Here is a 13,664-nt window from a genome sequence, read left to right as displayed (position 1 = left end):
GGCGGCGCCCGGGCCCCGGCGGCAGGATGGCCGCATGGGTCACTGGTGGTACCGGAACATCGGCGAGCCGGGGAAGCTGCCACTGCTGCTCGCCCTCGCCGCGTTCCTGCTGACCTTCGCCGTGATCCGTACGATCACGCGCCTCATCCGTGCCGGGCGCGGGCCGTTCTGCAACGTCGCCCCGGGCGGCATGCACATCCACCACGTGGTGCCCGGCGTGATCCTCACCGTCATCGGCGGCTTCGGCGCGGTCGGCAGCGGGCGGCACGGCGTAGGCGCGTCGGTCTGCGCGGTGATCTTCGGGATCGGCGCGGGCCTGGTCCTCGACGAGTTCGCCCTGATCCTGCACCTCGCCGACGTCTACTGGACCGAGCAGGGCCGGCAGAGCGTCGAGGTGGTGGTCCTCGCGGCGGCACTCGGGCTGCTCGTCCTCAGCGGCTTCTCGCCGCTCGGCGTGAACGACGTGACGGGACAGGAGGAGCAGGGGCGCGGCACCGCGATCCTCACGGTCCTGGTGAACCTCTTGTTCGTCGTGCTGGCCATGTTCAAGGGGAAGCCCCGGCTCGCGGTCGTGGGCGTACTCGTGCCGTTCGTCGCGCTGTTCGGGGCCGTCAGGCTCGCGCGGCCCGGATCGGCGTGGGCGAAGCGCTGGTACCGGCGGCGCCCGAAGGCCAGGGCGAGATCGCGGCTGCGCGCCTACCGGCACGACCGGCGCTGGTCGAGGATGAGCCGGGGCTTTCAGGACCTGATCGGCGGCACACCCGACCCGGAGCGCTCGGCGCCCCGGTGACGCACGGCGCCCAGCGCCCACCGCGCCACGACGACCAGGACGACCGCGCTGATCGCCGCCAGATGTTCCTTGCCCGCGAGGTTCGGCTTCACGGCCGCCTCGATCACCATGAGGGCGGCCACCACGACGGCCGTGCGCCGGGCGCGATAGTGCCAGCACACGTAGACGGCGAGGCCGACGACCGCCGCCGACGGGCCGTTGTCGACGATCCGCGCGTCGGAGGCGGGCAGGCCGAGCGGTCCGCCGGGGCCGACGGCGATGGCGAGGCGGGCGTAGAGGGTGCCGGCGAGTGTGGCGACGTATCCGATGGCGAGCGTGACCCACCGGCCGAGGCAGATCTCCGCGATGCCGCACACGATCAGGATTTGTGCCAGGGCGCCCCACACGGGCAGGTCGAGCGCCGGCACGAAGAGGGACAGCGGGGTGCGCAGCAGGGACAGCCACAGCGGGTCCTCGGCCCGCACGGAGCCGATGTCCTGCACGAATCGGTAACCCCAGGACTGGTTCTGGACGTACTGGAACAGGGACGTGAGGCAGACCGCGCCGAGCGTCATCGGCGCCGCCCGCCACTTCTCGGCGGCGAGCCTTTGGCGCACCGTCGACCACAGCGGGCCCCACTCGGCGCGGGCCAGGACGGCCGGGGATCTCACGGACGTGGCTCCAGATGTCTGCGGTGCATCCAGTTCGGCAGGCCCGGCGCCTCCAGAAAGCCCTCGGCGCGCGCGGAGGCGAGGCCGATCCGCGGCAGGTCGGCGCTCTTCTCGAAGAGCAGGAAGCGGGGCTCCCAGATGGGCCGGTACTTCGCGTTGGCCCGGTAGAGGGATTCGATCTGCCACCACCGTGAGAAGAAGCTGAGCAGCGAGCGCCACAGGCGCAGCACCGGGCCCGCGCCGAGCCGCGAGCCACGTTCGAAGACGGACCGGAACATCGCGAAGTTGAGCGACACCTGCGTGATCCCGATCTCCCCGGCCCGCTGGAGCAGTTCGATGACCATGAACTCCATCAGCCCGTTCTCGGAGTCCTTGTCGCGCCGCATCAGATCGAGCGACAGGCCTTTCGGTCCCCACGGCACGAAGGAGAGCACGGCCTTCAACTCGCCGTTGCCGTCGGTGCATTCGAGCATCACGCAGCGCCCGTCGCCCGGTTCGCCGAGCCGGCCGAGCGCCATCGAGAAGCCGCGCTCGGTCGCTCCGTCGCGCCAGTCGTCGGCGCGCTGGAGCAGGTACGTCATCTCATCGGCGGGGATGTCCTCGTGGCGCCGGATCCGCACCTCGTAACCCGCGCGCCCGACCCGGTTGTAGGCCTGCCGGACGGTGCGCATGGCCCGCCCCTCCAGCGTGAAGCCCTGATCAGGGGCTCCGCCCCGGGCGCCGGTCTCGACGATGGCTTCGTCGCCGAGTTCGAGGGCGTCGAGGCCGTGCCGCGCGTAGATGGTGCCCGCCTCCTCGCTCGCGCCCATCACGGCCGGGATCCAGCCGTGTTCGCGCGCCTCCATGAGCCAGGGGCCGATCGCGCCGGGCCAGGCCTCGGGGTCGCCGATCGGATCGCCCGACGCGAGCGAGACCCCGCCGACGACGCGGTACGCGACGGCCGCCTTGCCGGTCGGCGACCACACGACGCTCTTCTCCCGGCGCAGTGCGAAGTAGCCGAGCGAGTCGCGGTCGCCGTCCTTGTCGAGCAGCGTGCGCAGCTTCGCCTCGTCGTCGGGGGTGATCGGGTCGACGGCCTTGCGGGAGCGGAACGCGGCGTACGCGACGGCGAGCAGGAGGAGGGTGCTCAGGATGTTGATGACGACGTTGACCCAGTTCGGCGACGTGATGCCGGGGTAGCGGGACTCGTCGGTGGCGACCGAGACGAGGCGCAGGGTGCCGTAGCGCCAGCGCTCCAGGAACGTCGAGTGGTGCCCGTCGTGCGCCTGGTTGGTGACGGTCACGAGGAACGTCGCGAACAGGGACGTCACGAGGAGTCCGCCGACCCCGACCACGGCCGCGAGCTTCGGGTTCGAGCGGTCCCCCTTCGCGTAGAACTCCCGCCGCCCGAGCAGCAGCGCGGCGACGAACGCGGCGGTCAGGACGACCGAGATCCAGTTCTGCGCGTAGCGGCGCACCTCGGGGAAGAACATCACGAGGACGAACAGGAGCAGGAACAGCCCGCTGAGTACGAGGTTGAGGATCCACGCGGCGCGCTTGCGGCGGCGCATCGTGATCGCCAGGAACCAGGTGAAGACCCCGGACGCGAAGCCGGCCGTCAGCAGGTACGGGGTGAAGTAGTCGTCGGTGTTGTGCCGTTGCAGGTCCTGGCCGAGGGAGACCCAGACCGCGCTCAGGAAGTTGATGAACGTGACGACGCGCAGGTACCAGACGGTGAAGGCGGCCGCTCGTCTCGTGGTGGGGGTGGAGGCGGGGGCGCGGCGCGCGGGTGGTGAGGTCGTCTGTTCAGCTGCCATAAGCAGGGAGCATATGGGGCATTTCTGGCTATCTGGGTCGAGCATCGCCGGGACGTGAAACGGCGGGTCGCGGCGGGGCCGAAGCCTGCCGTGACCCGCCGTCAAGCAGCGTGCCGTGTGCCCTACTCGGTCGCGTCGGCCGTCTCCGGCTCCTCGGTGACCTGCGGCTCGTCGGCGGCCTGCGGGGCCTCCGGCAGCTCCGCGGCCAGCGCCGCGGCGGCCTGCACCAGCGGCAGCGCGAGCAGCGCCCCCGCTCCCTCGCCCACCGTCACGCCCTGGTCGAGCAGCGGCTCCATCGCCATCCGGTCCAGCGCCTTCGCCTGCGCGGGCTCCCCGCTCGCCTGGCCGGCCAGCCACCAGTCCGGCGCCCGGAACGCGATCCGCTGCCCGACGAGCGCGCACGCCGCCGACACGACACCGTCCAGGATCACCGGCGTGCGCCGCACCGCGCTCTGCAGCAGGAACCCGGTCGCGGCGGCGAGGTCCGCGCCGCCCACCGCGCCGAGCAGCGCCAGCTGGTCGCCGAGTACGGGCCTGGCCCGCCGCAGGGCGTCCCGCACGGCCGCGCACTTGCGCATCCACGCCAGGTCGTGGATCGGCGAGCCGCCGCGCCCCGTCACCACGGACGCGTCCGTCCCGCACAGTGCCGCGATCAGCGTCGCGGCCGCCGTCGTCCCGCCCACGCTGAGATCGCCGAGCACCACCAGATCCGTGCCGGAGTCCGCCTCCTCGTCGGCGACGGCCATGCCCGCGCGGAACGCGGCCTCCGCCTCCTCGGGCGTCAGCGCGTCCTCGATGTCGATGCGCCCGGACGACCTGCGCACCCGGTGCCGTACGACCTCGGCGGGCAGCTCGCCGGGCTCGCAGTCCAGCGACATGTCGACGATCCGCACCGGAACGCCCAGGCGCCGCGCGAGGATCGCCGACGCGCTCCCGCCCTCGACCGCCTGACGCACCAGCGCGGCGGCACCGCCCGCGGGCCGCGCCGACACCCCGAGTTCCGCGATCCCGTGGTCACCCGCGAACAGCACCACGCGCGGGCGCTCCAGCGGCTTGACCGGCACCGCGGCCTGAGCGGCGGACAGCCACTCGCCCAGCTCGTCGAGGCGGCCGAGCGCGCCGGGCGGCACCGCGAAGCGGGCGCGGCGTTCCTCGGCGTCGCGGCGTGTCCCGCCGTCGGGGCGCTCGATCAGATCGGTGAAGTCGTCGAGATTCAGCGAGCTCATTCGCCGAACAGTACCGGCCGTTCCCCGACGCGGCGCATGACGTGGTGTTACGCCATGCGATGCATCGGATCCGCAGCGTCATTGCGGGTCTCTCCGTGATCCTTTACGTTCCAGGATGCCCCGGATTGTCGTATCGCCCCAGGGTGGTGTGGCCCCTCGGACCGTCCCACAGGAGTTCGTGATGACCCCCACGACCGAGGCCGTCGCCGAGCGGCGGCCCGCCTATCTCACCGAACTCGCCCAGGGCACCGACCGGTTCCACGAGCCGCGCAGGACCGACTGTCCCTGGTGCGGATCCAGCCGGCTGCGCACCCGGCTGCGGACCACCGACCTCCTCCAGCACAAGCCCGGCAGCTTCGTCGTCGACCAGTGCCGCGCCTGCTCGCACTCCTTCCAGAACCCGCGACTGACCCCCGAGGGACTGGCCTTCTACTACCGGGACTTCTACGACGGGCTCGAGGCCGGCCACTCCGCCGGACTCCTCAAGGCCCAGCACTCGGCGCGGCGTTCGGCCCGCCGCCACCGCGCCGCCGCCCGCACCCTGCTGGCCCTCATCGAGCCGGAGAGCTGGCTGGACGTCGCCACCGGGCAGGGCCACTTCCCGGCGGCCGCCAAGGAGGTCCACCCGTACACCGCCTTCGACGGGCTCGACGCCTCGGCCGCCGTCGAGGAGGGCCGCAGGGCCGGCCGCGTAGAGGAGGCCCACCGCGGCACCCTCACCGAACTCGCCCCCGCGCTCGCGGGACGCTACGACGCGCTGAGCATGTTCCACTACCTGGAGCACGCCACAGACCCGCGCGACGAACTCAAGGCCGCCCGCACCGTCCTGCGCCCCGGCGGCCACCTCCTCATCGAGGTCCCCGACCCCGAGAGCCGCTACGCGAAGCTGCTCGGCAAGTGGTGGGTGTCGTACTTCCAGCCCCAGCACCTGCACCTCATCCCGATGGACAACCTCCGCCGCGAGCTGGAGCGCCTCGGCTACACCGTCGTCGCGACCGACCGCCGCGAGGCGCACGTCCCGCTGGACCTCACCGCCGGGCTCGCCCTGTTCCTCGGCCACTGGCTGCCGAGCGCCGACGCCCCCTGGCGCAGCAAGGCCCCGACCCCGCTCCAGCGCGGGCTCCGCACGGCCCTGACGTACGCCGTCGTGCCCCTCGTCGCCGCGGCCTACGCGGCGGACCAGCTGCTCGCCCCGCTGGCGGGCCGCACCCGCTTCTCCAACGCCTACCGGATCGTCGCCCGCAAGAACGCCGCAGGGCCCGGCAGAGCCCCGCGGCCCTGACCGAACCCTGGCTGACCGAACCCTGGCTGACCGAGCCCTGCCCGAACTCCGACCGATCGCCCCGCGTCAGCGTCAGCGTCAGCCGCGCAGCACCAGCACCTGCCCGGCCACCACGAGCAGTACCTGTTCGCACTCGGCCGCGAACGCCGTGTTCAGGCGCCCCAGTTCGTCCCGGTAGCGGCGGCCCGACGCCGTGGCCGGGACGATCCCGGAACCCACCTCGTTCGACACGGCGACCACCGTGCGCGGGGTGCTGCGCACGGCCTCCGTCAGCGCCGCGACCTTCTCCCGCAGCGCCCGCTCCCCGCCGCCCGCCCACTCCGCGTCGTCCCAGGCCTGCACCTCGTCCATGGCGTACGTCAGCCACAGCGACAGGCAGTCGATGAGCAGCGGAGGTCCGTCCTGCGCGAGGAGCGGCACGAGGTCGCAGGTCTCCGTCGTGTTCCAGGAGCCCGGGCGCCGCTCACGGTGCAGCGCCACCCGCTGCGACCACTCGGTGTCCCCGCCCCGCGTGCCGCCCGTCGCCACGTACAGCACGCCCGGGAACGCCTCCAGGCGCCGCTCGGCCTCGACCGACTTCCCCGACCTGGCCCCGCCGAGGACCAGCGTCCTGCGCGGCACGTCCGGCACGTCCTCGTACGCCCCCACGACGAGCGTCGTCCCGTCCGGCACGGCCCGCGCGCCCGCCGCCGCGAGACGGCGCGTCAGCTCGGGCCCCGGCGGCACGTCGTGGTCGATGTGGACCGCGAGCACATCGGTCGTCGCGCCGATCGCGCCCACGGCCCGCAGCCGCGCCGCCGCGTCGGGGCGGTCCACGATGTCGGCGAGCACCATCTCGTACGGCCGCTCGGCCTCCTCGAAGCCCGCGGGCGCCGCGCCCGGCGGCAGATACAGCAGCCGTTCGCCGTCCGGCCCCGTCACCTCGTAGCCCGTCCCCGGCGTGTCCATCGGCAGCGCCCGCACCCGGTGCCCTGTCAGCAGCGCCAGCTCGCTCCCGTCCGGCACCCGGACCGGCGACACGAGCCCCGCCGGCACCTCGACGGGCGGCCCGTCGTGCGGATGCGAGAGCAGTACCTGCCGTACGCCGCTGAGGCTGTGCCCCGAGCGGGCGGCGGCGAACGCCGCTCCCGGCGTGAGGTCGAGCAGCAGCGTGCCGTCGATCAGGAGCGCGGTCGCGGCACGCGCGCCACCCGGCCCGAGGGCGGTGGCGCAGGCCGCGCAGGGGCAGTCAGGGCGGGGCAGTCCGGTGGGGGCGCCGGTGCCGAGCAGAGTGAGTTCCACGGGAAGATCCTCCCGCGCCACCGCGAGTGGCGCTCGCCCGGCTAGGCTTCCGGGCAGTAGTGAGACGGTGAGCTGGTCCGTTGACTCCCTGGAGGCTGACATGGCGGCGTGGACGTGGAGGTTCGAGAAGTCGGACGGGACGGAGGTCCAGCCGGCGGTGCAGCCCGAGGAGTTCACGACCCAGGGCGACGCGGAGTCGTGGATCGGCGAGTACTGGAAAGCCCTCGCGGAAGGCGGCGCCGACCAGGTCACCCTCTTCGAGGACGACGCGGTGATCTACGGCCCGATGGGCCTGCACGCGGAGGACGCGCCGGCGTAGGTCCCTGGGCCCTGGCTCCTTCCGGAACGCCGAGAAGGGCGGCGACCCGCACGGGTCGCCGCCCTTCTGTCGTCCGCTGTCTCCCGATACGTCCGTCCTAGATCTCGCCGAGTGTGACCTCGACCGTGTTCTCGGCCCCGTTTCTCGTGAACGCGACCGAGACCTTGTCGCCGGGCTTGAGGGCGGCGAGTTGCTCCGCGAGCGCCACCATCGTGTTGACGTCTGTGCCGTTGATCTGGGTGATGATGTCCTCGGACTGGATCCCGGCCTTCTGCGCGGCCCCGCCGTCGTTGACGTCCACGACGGCGACCCCGTCCGGCTGGTAGGAGCTGCCGAGCACCGTACGGCCCGTGATGCCGAGCGCGGCCCGCCCCGAGTCCGTGACCTTGCCCTTCTTGACGACCTGGCCGGCGACCGTCGTGACCATGGACGAGGGGATCGCGAACCCGATGCCGGGCGCCTGGCCGCCGCCCATGTTGGGGTCTGTCGCGGCGAGCGTCGGGATGCCGACGACCTGCCCGTCGAGATTGACGAGGGCGCCGCCGCTGTTGCCCGGGTTGATCGCCGCGGACGTCTGCACCATGTTCCCGATGGTGGCGCCGCTCCCGCCGCCCGCGGGGTTCTCGCTGACGGTCCGCCCGGTCGCCGAGACGATGCCCTGCGTGACGCTGGAGGACAGGCCGAGCGGCGAGCCCATGGCCAGGGTGATCTGGCCGACCTCGACCTTGGACGAGTTCGCGAACTTCGCGGGCTTGAGCCCCTCGGGCACCTTGTCCAGCTTGACGACGGCGAGGTCCTGGTCGGGGTAGGCGTAGACGAGCGTCGCGGTCAGCTCGATCTCGCTGTTGGACGTGGTCACCTTGAACGTCTTCTCGTTGCCGACCACGTGCGCGTTGGTGACGATGTGCCCCTTGTCGTCGTAGACGATCCCGGAGCCTTGCTCGGCCGAGCCCTGGATCTGGACGACCGACGGCAGGACGTCCCTGATCACCTTCTGGTAGTCGGCCTGCAGAGCGTTGCCGGAGACGGCCGCGGCCTGCTCCGTGGTGCCGGACGGCTTCGTCGACGGGCCGGACGGGCCGGAGGAGTCGGAGCCGGAGCAGCCGCCGACCAGGGCCACCGAGCAGACGACGGCGGTCAGCGGCAGCGCGAACCGCGGAACGCGGCCACGCCCGCTGCGAGTGGCACTGATACGCGTACGGGAACCGGAAGGAAAGCGGGCACGGGTACGCGTACGGGAACCGGAAAGAGAGCGGGCACGAGAACGGGCACGGAAAAGATCCATGCCCGGATTGTCACCGTCATCCCGTTGTTCCTGCCTGCGGTGGGCCGCCGAACAGGGGGCGCGCCGGGGCCGTCAGCCGCGGACGCCGCACAGGTGCAGCAGAGCCGCCACCCGGCGGTACGGCTCCGTGCGGCCCGCCCGCTCCTCCGCCGCGAGCAGCGTGTGGAACTCGCCGGGCGGCGGCACGGGCACGTCGTCCCCCGCCGTGTCCGTGAAGACCCGCACCCCGTACCAGGCGTGCAGCGGAGCCCCGATGCCGGCCAGCGTGGCGGTCAGCGCGCCGAGCCGGTCGGCCCGCACGTCGAGCCCGAGGCGGTTGCGGTACGAGAGCGTGTCGAAGGAGCCGAGCGCCGCCTGCCAGTCCCCGGCGAGGCCGGGCCGCATGGCTAGCGCGTCACCGTTGCGCACGAGGAGCGAGAGCAGGCCGCCGGGGGCCAGCATCCGCGCCAGGCCCGCGAGCAGCGCGTCGGTGTCCTCCACGTACATCAGGACCCCGTGGCACAGAACCACGTCGAAGCTGCCGGGCAGGAAGTGCACCCCGGTCTCCCGGCCGTCGCCCTCCACGAGGCGCACCCGGCCGCGGATGCCCTCGGGCTCCCCGGCCAGCGCGGCCCGTGCCGCGGCGACCATCCCGGGATCCTGCTCGACCCCGGTCACCTGATGTCCGGCACGGGCGAGGCGCAGGGCCTGCGTGCCCTGGCCCATACCGACGTCGAGCACCCGCAGCCGCTGCCCCACGGGGAAACGCGCGGCGAGCTGCTCGTCGAGCTGCCGCGCCACGAGCTCCTGGCGTACGGCGTTGCGCAGACCGTCGAGCCTGCCGAGCCAGGACGCCGCGGCGTCGCCGGAGAAAGACTCCGTGCTCAGGGCCGCTCCCCGCGCTTGACCTGGGGCTTGGGCAGACGGAGCCGGCGCATCTGGAGCGTGCGCATCAGGGCGTACGCGACGGCGCCCTTCTTCGGCTCGTTCGGGAACTTCTCGGCCAGGCGCTTCTTCAGGCGGAACGCGGTGACGACCGAGTCGAGCACGATCAGCACGATCACGATGAGCCAGAGCAGCAGCGCGATGTTCTGCAGGCTGGGGATCCGGACCATGGTCATCACGAGGATGACCACCGCCAGGGGCAGGAAGAACTCGGCGATGCAGAAGCGCGAGTCGACGAAGTCGCGCGCGAACTTTCGCACCGGACCCTTGTCGCGGGCGGGAAGGTAACGCTCGTCACCGCTGGCGAGCGCCTGGCGCTGCCTCTCCATCGCGGTGCGGCGCTCGTCGCGCTGCCGCTTCGACGCCTCCTTGCGGGTCGTCGGCGTATTGGCCACGCTGCGGCGCTGGGTCTGGGCCTGGCTGCGCTTGGGCGTGGGGCGGCCCTTGGGGGCCTGCGGGTCACGGGGCTGCGTGGAGTCGGTCACCGGCGCCTTGGCGCCCGGGGCCTTCTCGTCCTTGGATCGGCTACGGAACACAAAAGCCAAGGGTACGTGGTGCGGGCGCATGGACGTCGGGCGAGTGGGGAACGATCCGGCAACACCCTGCGTCAGTGTTGCTGAGCGTTCCCGGCAGCTGCACCGCGTGCTCGTCGAACCGGCCACCCCAGGGAGACACCTACTCCCTGCGCCGGAGCGGCACCGTACGCAGTCGTCCTTGGGGATGAGCGCATCCGCACCTGAACAGTGCGGTAATAGAGGCAGGACCCGTACTGTGGGTTCTGTCGCAGTGCTGGTGCTGGACGTCTGCTGGATCTGTCAGAAGGGGGCGCGCGAAGCCCATGAGCGGTGTCATGAAGCGTATGGGGATGATCTTCCGCGCGAAGGCGAACAAGGCCCTTGACCGGGCCGAGGACCCGCGCGAGACCCTCGATTACTCGTACCAGAAGCAGCTGGAGCTGCTCCAGAAGGTGCGCCGCGGAGTCGCCGACGTGGCGACGTCGCGCAAGCGCCTTGAGCTGCAGCTCAACCAGCTCCAGAACCAGTCGTCCAAGCTGGAGGACCAGGGCCGCAAGGCGCTCGCGCTCGGCCGCGAGGACCTGGCCCGCGAGGCGCTCTCGCGCCGGGCCGCCCTCCAGCAGCAGGTCACCGACCTGGAGACGCAGCACCAGACCCTCCAGGGCGAGGAGGAGAAGCTCACCCTCGCGGCGCAGCGCCTCCAGGCCAAGGTCGACGCCTTCCGTACGAAGAAGGAGACGATCAAGGCGACCTACACGGCGGCCCAGGCGCAGACCCGGATCGGCGAGGCCTTCTCCGGCATCTCCGAGGAGATGGGCGACGTGGGCATGGCCATCCAGCGTGCCGAGGACAAGACGGCACAGCTCCAGGCCCGGGCCGGCGCGATCGACGAGCTGCTTGCCTCCGGCGCCCTCGACGACCAGTCCGGCCTCGCCAAGGACGACATCCAGAGCGAGCTGGACCGCCTCTCCGGTGGTACGGATGTAGAGCTGGAACTCCAGCGGATGAAGGCCGAGCTGTCGGGCGGTTCCTCCTCCTCGCAGCAGGCCATCGAGGGCGGGCAGGGCCAGCAGTCGCCGACCCAGACGCCGCAGGACACCCCGCGCTTCGACAAGCAGTAGTCCCACGCCGAGGAGGGCGTCATGATCGTACGGATCATGGGGGAGGGGCAGGTGGAGCTGGCCGACAGCCACTTCACCGAGCTCAACAAGCTCGACAACGAGCTCCTGGCCGAGATGGAGAACGGGGACGGTCCCGCTTTCCGCCGCACGCTCCACGCCCTGCTCGAAACGGTCCGCTCCCTCGGCACCCCTCTGCCCGACGCGTCCCTGGAACCCTCGGAACTCATCCTTCCGTCGCCGGACGCGACCCTTGAAGAGGTCCGGGAGATGCTGAGCGACGACGGTCTGATCCCTGGCTGATTCGGCTGAGCCGTCGCGGGCGGTACGCGGCCTGCCGCGCGTACCGCATGTGGACGGGCGTGCCGCGCACGGACGAAGGGGCGATAGCGTGACGCCGGTGACCCCCTTCGTACGCTGGGCCAGGACTCACCCCCGGGCCACGGACGCGGCCCTCGCGGCAGCGGTGCTGTTCTGCATGATCGCCGCTTCCTTCGCGGATCCGCACGGCGGCCGCGACGGCACCCCCACCTGGGGCACCCGCAGTCCCCAGCTCCTCAGCGTCGTCTTCATGGTCCTGGGCGCGGCCGCACTCGTCCTTCGGCGCCGCGCCCCCATGGCGGTCCTCGCGGCCACCTCCGCCGTCACCCTCGCCGAACTCGTCACCGGCGACCCCCGCGCGCCCGTCGCGATGAGCGCCGTTGTCGCGCTCTACACCGTCGCCGCCACCACCGACCGCCCCACCACCTGGCGCGTCGGCCTCGCCACGATGACCGTCCTCACCGGCGCCGCCATGCTGGCGGGCCCCCTGCCCTGGTACGCGCAGGAGAACATCGGCGTCTTCGCCTGGACCGGCATGGCCGCCGCGGCCGGGGACGCCGTGCGCAGCCGGCGCGCGTTCGTCGACGCGATCCGCGAGCGGGCCGAGCGGGCCGAGCGCACACGGGAGGAGGAGGCCCGGCGCCGCGTCGCCGAGGAGCGGCTGCGCATCGCCCGCGACCTGCACGACGTCGTCGCGCACCACATCGCCCTGGTCAACGTCCAGGCGGGCGTCGCCTCGCACGTCATGGACAAGCGCCCCGACCAGGCCAAGGAGGCCCTCTCGCACGTGCGCGAGGCGAGCCGCTCCGCGCTCAACGAACTCCGCGCCACCGTCGGCCTGCTGAGGCAGTCGGGCGACCCCGAGGCCCCGACCGAACCGGCGCCGGGACTCGACCGCCTCGAAGACCTCGTCGGCACGTTCCGCAACGCGGGCCTGCCCGTCGAGGTCGCCTGCTCCGACCGCGCCACCGGCCTGCCGGCCGCCGTCGACCTGGCCGCCTACCGCATCGTCCAAGAGGCCCTCACCAATGTGCAGAAGCACGCGGGCGCCGAGGCCAAGGCCGAGGTCAGCGTCGTGCGCGTAGGCCCGAACATCGAGGTCACGATCCTCGACAACGGCCCCGGCACCGCGCAGCCCTCGCCCGACAGCGGCGGCCACGGCCTGCTCGGCATGCGCGAGCGCGTCGCCGCGGTCGGCGGCAGTCTGTCGGTGGGACCGCGGTACGGGGGCGGGTTCCGCGTCCATGCGATCCTGCCCGTCCAGGCCCACGCCACCGCGGGCCGCGCCACGGACACGAGGGACGCTGGATGACCATTCGGGTACTGCTCGCCGACGACCAGGCCCTGCTGCGCAGCGCCTTCCGCGTCCTCGTGGACTCCGAACCCGACATGCTCGTCGTCGGCGAGGCCTCCGACGGCGCGGAGGCCGTCCGCCTCGCCAAGTCCGAGAAGGCCGACGTCGTCCTGATGGACATCCGGATGCCCGGCACCGACGGACTCGCCGCGACCCGACTGATCAGCGCCGACCCCGAACTGGCGCACGTACGCGTCGTGATGCTCACGACCTTCGAGGTGGACGAGTACGTCGTCCAGTCGCTGCGCGCGGGCGCCTCCGGCTTCCTCGGCAAGGGCGCCGAACCCGAGGAACTGCTCGGGGCGGTGCGGATCGCCGCCGCGGGCGAGGCGCTCCTGTCGCCCGTCGCGACCAAGGGCCTGATCGCCAAGTTCCTCGCGCAGGGCGAGGGGTATGGCGACTGGGAGGACGGCGCGCGCCCCGGCGGCGCCCATGGCGAACGCCTCGCCGCGCTCACCACCCGCGAGCGCGAGGTCCTCGTCCAGGTCGGCGGCGGCCACTCGAACGACGAGATCGCGGAGCGCCTCCAGGTCAGCCCCCTCACGGTCAAAACCCATGTGAACCGCGCCATGGCCAAGCTCGGCGCCCGGGACCGTGCCCAACTCGTCGTCATCGCGTACGAATCGGGCCTGGTCCGTCCAAGGGTGGAGTGAGCCGGGGCTCCGCGTACTACGGGCGCAGTATGCGGCGCATAAGAACGGGACCTGGGAGCGACGGAACCGCCCTCCGGCATGACCGAGGGTGTAGGGGGCCCCGCGGATGTCTGCCGACGCACCGCGTTCTCAGATGCGCAAGCGTCCCCC

At 72.4% G+C, this 13,664-nt stretch carries 14 protein-coding genes; 7 read left to right on the top strand and 7 right to left on the bottom strand.

Translation table 11 applies throughout. The annotated features are described in order from the left end of the window. Nucleotides 1-34: 34 nt before the first annotated feature. Nucleotides 35-790: a hypothetical protein gene (locus tag ACY0PA_RS13505; protein WP_473084842.1), complete on the top strand. Its 756-nt coding sequence runs from the start codon at nt 35-37 to the stop codon at nt 788-790. Here ACY0PA_RS13505 and ACY0PA_RS13500 read toward each other — a convergent pair. From ACY0PA_RS13500 to cobT, 3 genes are all read right to left on the bottom strand, one after another. Beyond that, nucleotides 739-1,440 carry a hypothetical protein gene (locus ACY0PA_RS13500; protein WP_473084841.1) on the bottom strand — a complete coding sequence of 234 codons (702 nt, stop codon included), beginning with the start codon at nt 1,438-1,440 and terminating at the stop codon, nt 739-741. The two genes, ACY0PA_RS13505 and ACY0PA_RS13500, sit on opposite strands and share 52 nt — an antisense overlap. Further along, the gene (locus tag ACY0PA_RS13495) at nt 1,437-3,236 is read right to left on the bottom strand and encodes a phosphatidylglycerol lysyltransferase domain-containing protein (RefSeq protein ID WP_473084840.1); all 1,800 of its coding nucleotides are present in this window, start codon (nt 3,234-3,236) and stop codon (nt 1,437-1,439) included. Before ACY0PA_RS13495 ends, ACY0PA_RS13500 begins: the two co-directional genes overlap by 4 nt. A 122-nt stretch (nt 3,237-3,358) precedes the next feature. After that, nucleotides 3,359-4,462 (bottom strand): nicotinate-nucleotide--dimethylbenzimidazole phosphoribosyltransferase, encoded by a 1,104-nt coding sequence (gene cobT, locus ACY0PA_RS13490; protein WP_473084839.1) that lies wholly within the window; start codon nt 4,460-4,462, stop codon nt 3,359-3,361. A 181-nt stretch (nt 4,463-4,643) separates the two neighbouring features. On the opposite strand from cobT, the gene ACY0PA_RS13485 reads away from it, so the two are divergent. Further along, on the top strand, nt 4,644-5,744 hold the full coding sequence (locus ACY0PA_RS13485) for a class I SAM-dependent methyltransferase (RefSeq protein ID WP_473084838.1): 1,101 nt from the start codon (nt 4,644-4,646) through the stop codon (nt 5,742-5,744). A gap of 78 nt (nt 5,745-5,822) precedes the next feature. On the opposite strand, the gene ACY0PA_RS13480 is transcribed toward ACY0PA_RS13485, so the two are convergent. Further along, on the bottom strand, nt 5,823-7,025 hold the full coding sequence (locus ACY0PA_RS13480) for a bifunctional adenosylcobinamide kinase/adenosylcobinamide-phosphate guanylyltransferase (RefSeq protein ID WP_473084837.1): 1,203 nt from the start codon (nt 7,023-7,025) through the stop codon (nt 5,823-5,825). A 100-nt stretch (nt 7,026-7,125) separates the two neighbouring features. Between ACY0PA_RS13480 and ACY0PA_RS13475 the strand changes: the two genes are divergently transcribed. Continuing rightward, entirely contained in the window at nt 7,126-7,344 is a 219-nt protein-coding gene (locus ACY0PA_RS13475) for a hypothetical protein (RefSeq protein ID WP_100592141.1), read from the top strand. 97 nt (nt 7,345-7,441) lie between these two features. On the opposite strand, the gene ACY0PA_RS13470 is transcribed toward ACY0PA_RS13475, so the two are convergent. From ACY0PA_RS13470 to ACY0PA_RS13460, 3 genes are all read right to left on the bottom strand, one after another. Further along, nucleotides 7,442-8,485, bottom strand: coding sequence for a S1C family serine protease (locus tag ACY0PA_RS13470; RefSeq protein WP_473086309.1), 1,044 nt, complete (start codon nt 8,483-8,485; stop codon nt 7,442-7,444). Between the two features lie 216 nt (nt 8,486-8,701). Next, nucleotides 8,702-9,409, bottom strand: coding sequence for a class I SAM-dependent methyltransferase (locus ACY0PA_RS13465; protein WP_473084836.1), 708 nt, complete (start codon nt 9,407-9,409; stop codon nt 8,702-8,704). Between the two features lie 83 nt (nt 9,410-9,492). Continuing rightward, nucleotides 9,493-10,119 (bottom strand): DUF3043 domain-containing protein, encoded by a 627-nt coding sequence (locus ACY0PA_RS13460; RefSeq protein WP_473084835.1) that lies wholly within the window; start codon nt 10,117-10,119, stop codon nt 9,493-9,495. Between the two features lie 272 nt (nt 10,120-10,391). Here ACY0PA_RS13460 and ACY0PA_RS13455 point away from each other — a divergent pair, with 272 nt between their 5' ends. The 4 genes from ACY0PA_RS13455 to ACY0PA_RS13440 all read left to right on the top strand — a co-directional run bounded on the left by ACY0PA_RS13455 (nt 10,392) and on the right by ACY0PA_RS13440 (nt 13,514). Continuing rightward, a complete protein-coding gene (locus tag ACY0PA_RS13455) occupies nt 10,392-11,189 on the top strand; it encodes a PspA/IM30 family protein (protein ID WP_266669760.1) in 798 nt (265 codons plus the stop codon). 21 nt (nt 11,190-11,210) lie between these two features. After that, nucleotides 11,211-11,489 (top strand): PspA-associated protein PspAA, encoded by a 279-nt coding sequence (gene pspAA, locus ACY0PA_RS13450; RefSeq protein WP_356284566.1) that lies wholly within the window; start codon nt 11,211-11,213, stop codon nt 11,487-11,489. A gap of 97 nt (nt 11,490-11,586) precedes the next feature. Next, the gene (locus tag ACY0PA_RS13445; RefSeq protein WP_473084834.1) at nt 11,587-12,819 is read left to right on the top strand and encodes a sensor histidine kinase; all 1,233 of its coding nucleotides are present in this window, start codon (nt 11,587-11,589) and stop codon (nt 12,817-12,819) included. Next, nucleotides 12,816-13,514 carry a response regulator transcription factor gene (locus tag ACY0PA_RS13440; RefSeq protein WP_473084833.1) on the top strand — a complete coding sequence of 233 codons (699 nt, stop codon included), beginning with the start codon at nt 12,816-12,818 and terminating at the stop codon, nt 13,512-13,514. The genes ACY0PA_RS13445 and ACY0PA_RS13440 overlap by 4 nt, the downstream gene beginning before the upstream one ends. Nucleotides 13,515-13,664 lie beyond the last annotated feature (150 nt).

This window comes from Streptomyces sp. DS1-CR2, from assembly GCF_055760475.1.
The sequence above is the reverse complement of the archived record's forward strand: the minus strand, read 5'-3'. Positions and strand labels throughout refer to the sequence as shown.

Coding starts and splice junctions, on each gene's coding strand:
- ACY0PA_RS13505 (WP_473084842.1), top strand. CDS start 35: ATGGGTCACTGGTGGTACCGGAACATCGGCGAGCCGGGGAAGCTGCCA.
- ACY0PA_RS13495 (WP_473084840.1), bottom strand. CDS start 3,236: ATGGCAGCTGAACAGACGACCTCACCACCCGCGCGCCGCGCCCCCGCC.
- cobT (WP_473084839.1), bottom strand. CDS start 4,462: ATGAGCTCGCTGAATCTCGACGACTTCACCGATCTGATCGAGCGCCCC.
- ACY0PA_RS13485 (WP_473084838.1), top strand. CDS start 4,644: ATGACCCCCACGACCGAGGCCGTCGCCGAGCGGCGGCCCGCCTATCTC.
- ACY0PA_RS13475 (WP_100592141.1), top strand. CDS start 7,126: ATGGCGGCGTGGACGTGGAGGTTCGAGAAGTCGGACGGGACGGAGGTC.
- ACY0PA_RS13460 (WP_473084835.1), bottom strand. CDS start 10,119: ATGCGCCCGCACCACGTACCCTTGGCTTTTGTGTTCCGTAGCCGATCC.
- ACY0PA_RS13455 (WP_266669760.1), top strand. CDS start 10,392: ATGAGCGGTGTCATGAAGCGTATGGGGATGATCTTCCGCGCGAAGGCG.
- pspAA (WP_356284566.1), top strand. CDS start 11,211: ATGATCGTACGGATCATGGGGGAGGGGCAGGTGGAGCTGGCCGACAGC.
- ACY0PA_RS13440 (WP_473084833.1), top strand. CDS start 12,816: ATGACCATTCGGGTACTGCTCGCCGACGACCAGGCCCTGCTGCGCAGC.